General features: G+C 46.8%; 2 protein-coding genes. Both read left to right on the top strand.

Going from position 1 to position 4,249, the window contains the following annotated elements; translation table 11 throughout:
- The coding region (locus tag PHF27_RS13545; RefSeq protein WP_300071174.1) for a polysaccharide deacetylase family protein at nucleotides 1–2,117 on the top strand (2,117 nt) is incomplete at its 5' end.
- A 73-nt stretch (nucleotides 2,118–2,190) separates the two neighbouring features.
- Nucleotides 2,191–4,249 (top strand): glycosyltransferase (locus PHF27_RS13540; protein ID WP_300071171.1); only part of this gene is annotated, 2,059 nt, incomplete at its 3' end.

The following is a 4,249-nucleotide window of genomic DNA, read 5'->3' as shown; positions in this document are numbered from 1 at the left end:
CTTTTTTATTAAAGTGTAATGATACAAAATATACGGAAGATGTACGACGTGTGGCCAGAGCCTGTGGATTTGAGGGCGTTGTGCGCAGTGATCTGTTTTTGGATGTTAAACAAATTAAAGCGTCTCCTAATGCTAATGCTTTTGTGGGCGCAGTCAAGCCTGGAAATATTATTTCTGTTAAGTTAAAACCGAATGTGGATCCTCTTACCCAGGAGCCGGGGAAAACCAATTTGAAGCCTGCTATAGATAAGCAGCCGGGTTTGAAAGAGCTTAAAAACGAGGATGTAAGCAGCAATGACACGGCAGAAGCGGTAGAGAAGCTTCTTGTTGCGTTGGATAAGGCTCGTTATCAAACCGCCTATGTGGAAGAATTCATGAAAAAGAAAGAAGTAAAAGCACTTGGTAACAATGGGGGAGCGAGCCTGTTGCAAAGTGTCGGAGAATGGGCAGCATCTTTTTTGGCTATGCCTACGGCATATGCTGCGGACTTACCAGAGCGAGAAGGCGCTCTGGAGATGAAGTTTATAACTACAACAGAGCCGGCAGTAGCCTATACCTTTGGCGGCTTAGCCAATGAGACAGCAGTAGATAACATGTTGAAACGCTTAGACGAGCTAGGCATACGAGGCACGTTTTTTGTGCTGGAAGTAGAGATGACAAAACAGCCGCATGTGGTGCAAAAAATTATCGCCAAGGGACATGAAGTGGGGTTAGCTTTGCGTCCCAAAGAAAACGAACCACAAGGTGTTACTGAAGAGAGTACTCGCCGCGGCTTAGCTATGCTACGCGAACGTTTCGGAGTTGAGACGAAGCTAGTGAAGCAGCCTTGGGGCCAAGTGACCGAGGAGACTAAGCGAGCAGTTCAGGCAGTTGGCTGTCTGCTTATTGGTCAGTCTATCAATGTGGTGCAAAGTAAACATAAAGATTATGAGACAGCAGAGCAAGTGATGGGGGAAATTTTCGGCAAATCCGTATTTTCCTTAGCGCGAGGGCAAATTGTTCATTTTCGCATGGATTTTTATACCAAAACTAATTTGGCGGCTGACTTGGCTGTTATGATCAAAGAGCGCAAAGTTGACAACATTGCGTATGTAACTGCATTTGATAATCCCGCGAACAATCCTGCAAATGATTCACAGTTTGCCATTAAATCGGTTGGCGATATTCTTAAAAACAGAAAATATAGATATCAATTACCTATTGATATGTCGCGAGTGCCGGACTCCTTGCGTCGAGACGGACAGGCAGAAGGCTATGAGCCGGAGCATTTCGTGCAATTTCTTTCACAGCGCTATATTGGGAGCGATTTAGTGACGTATGAAGACCGCATGTTTGGCTTGTCTAAAACGAACATCCGGCGCTTGGATCAGACCGGACTTGTGCATACAAAGGACAATGTGATTTTTATCACATTTGATGACTGGGGTACTGACGCCGCTATAAGTAAGCTGCTATATGTGATGGAAAAACATAAAGCTCCAGCTGCGTTTTTCGTGATTACTCATAATGTGCTTAACAATCCTAATTTATTGCGCGCTATTGCCGAACAGGGGCATACTATTGGCAGTCATTCCGATGGACATCAGCCCATGTCATTTCGCAATGAAGAAACACAGCGTATAGTGGGGAACATGACTAAGGAGCAATACAAAAAAGATTACAGTACGTCTTTTCAAAAGCTTCGTTCCATTGTAGGTGATGTGGTAATTCAGGGACGGCCAGCGCTTAACCGTTATTTCCGGCCGCCTACGCTGGCGATAAGCCGTGACGGTATGGAAGCTCTTTTTGAAGAGGGTTTTGAGTATGTTATTTCTGGTTCGTGCAGCACCTATGACTATAAGGCGCAATCGGTGGAGGAGCTAGTGCATTCCATGGTGGAAGGGGTTTATACGAAAGAGGGTGTTTTGCGTAAGGGCGCTGTGCTAGTAATGCATATGGGCGATAGCTGCGCGTTCACTCCGGTGGCTCTAGATATTTTATTGACTGCCAATGAGGCTAAGGCGGATACGGATCCGACAAAATTTAAAGTGGGATATTTTTCTGACTATTTGTTGCCGGGATATTCACAAATCGACAGGAAAAAATCACTGAAACTCTCTGGTATGGACAAGAAGTAGTAAAATGACAGGGAATATGAAGTATTTGTAAATCGGGGTGCGCATTGCTACGGGCATAGAAACGGGGCGACGTATGAGCAAGTCATTTGAATTTGTGAATGAAGCGAATAGGGATGACGAGTTCCTCTTTTTTGCAGCTACAGAGCGTAAGGTGCGCAAGGGCTTCAAAGACGAAGGAACCGCTGCGCGGACTCAGGCTTCTGATGGACTTGCGCCTTTGGCGCCCTTGCGTGCCTCTTTGATTTATAAGGCGTCTGGCGAGCGGACTTTAGCAACGACAACTGGCAGTGAAAGCTCGCTAAGCTTGTTGTATAAAACTCCGGCGGATACCCAGGACGTTATAAAATCGGTGCAGACCATTTCAAACTGGGTGGCTGATGCTGCAGTCAGAGAAAAAGAGGAAGTGGATATTTCTGCTGCGGGCGTGAATGATTTTGGCGAATCCGAGTTAGAAGCTTCAGATGCGCTAGAGCCGTCGGCTTGTTTTATTGCTAGCGAAAAAAAGGCATCCTCTAGGCCTGTGCACTGTTTGGCTTACAGTCCGGACGGGGAGACGGTATTCATTTCGCCGCCTGTTAAGCAGGAGACGATCTTGTCGGAAGAGGCGGCGGAAAAGGCGGATTTTTCGTCAGCCTTGGCAGGAGTAAAGAAAGACAGAGCTGCTTTGCCTGGGACCGCATCAGGGGTTTGGGCAGAGGGTAGCCTGCTGTATCGCAGTCCTCAAGAAATTTTGGCAACGAAAGGTCAAACGGCAGCAGAGGCAAAAATCATTGCTTTTGATACCGAAGCAGCGGCTGCTTCGACTTTGTTGGCTGCAGTAGCGGAAGAAAGCGCCATGTTGCCAGAGGCCGCGGTGGAGACTTGGACGGCAGGAAGTTTACCATATCGCGGCCCTGAAAAAATTTCCGAGGCGAAAAGCCAAACAGCAGAGGCAGAGAAGGCAGCTGACATTGTTGCTGAGGCATTGGTTATTACGGATGAGCCTGATTTATTGCAAGAAGGGCTGACCGGCGAAAAAAGAGAAGACCTTTCGTTGGCGGAGTCCGTAGGGTCTCTAGTGGCTGCTACTGTAAGCGAAGAAGAGCGGTTGGAGCAAGAACCGCAGGCATTGCTTGCTTCCTTGGAAGAGCGACTCTTGGCGGCGCAAGCGGCGCAAGGCGCGTTGGTGGAAGAGGACAGGCAAATTTTGCAAGCGCTGCAAAGAAAACGCTTTTTGCAAGAAAAAGCCTCGCTAAAAGCGGCTGTGGTTTCTGCTGCAATTGCGGCCCCGGTAGAGGATATATTGCTTGTACAGAAGTCGGATCGGCGGGTGTTGTCCAAGGTTCCTGATCCGGATGGGGTTAGAACGAACTTTGACCGCAGACAGGTAAGCGATGAAACAAAAGACGCTTCTTTTGTTTCGCTTATTGAGCGTGAAGAGAAGGGGCGCCGTTATTTAGTCAATTACGATGTAGAATTGCAGTACGTGACCGGAGGCAGAAAAAAGACTTGTTCTGTAAAGGGAGTGGACATTTCTACAAGCGGTATGTTGCTTTCGCTGACGGCAGAGGAAAAGCCGTTGGCTCAAGGGGCTCAGATTGCACAAGAACTTCTCCAAGCCTCAAAAATCACGTTGGATTTTGCCATTTCTCCCGGGTCTATGCCGGAAGGATATGAGATGAAAGTGCGTGTCGGAGCGTATTTTATTCGTTCTCATGTGGACGCCCAGGGCACGATTCAATGCGGCTTGCAGTTTGCGGAGACCTTGGCTCAATACGCGGCTAGGAAGAAGAACTGGCAGATGATGAGCGTGGCTTCGCTTTTCCTGTTTTTTATCTGCTTGGGAATCTTGCTCATGCGGGCGGAGAGCGTGCTATATTTTAATTTCAATAAAGTACTATATTCGTATAGCCTTGTAGCGGCTACTTTCTTGCTTTCGCGTTATTTCTTTGCTTCTTTTTATCGTTCGGTGCCTATTGATAAAGATTTTACTCCTGGAGTATCCATTATTATTCCTTGCTTTAATGAAGAAGAATGGATTCAAAAAACCATTGTAAATTGTGTCAATCAAGACTATCCGACAAACAAACTAGAGGTCATCGTTGTGGATGACTGTTCTACAGATAAGTCTTTGGAAAAAATCGATGAAATTG

The sequence above is a fragment of the Anaeromusa sp. genome, assembly GCF_028691475.1.
Classification (GTDB): Bacteria; Bacillota; Negativicutes; order Anaeromusales; family Anaeromusaceae; genus Anaeromusa.
The sequence above is the reverse complement of the archived record's forward strand: the minus strand, read 5'-3'. Positions and strand labels throughout refer to the sequence as shown.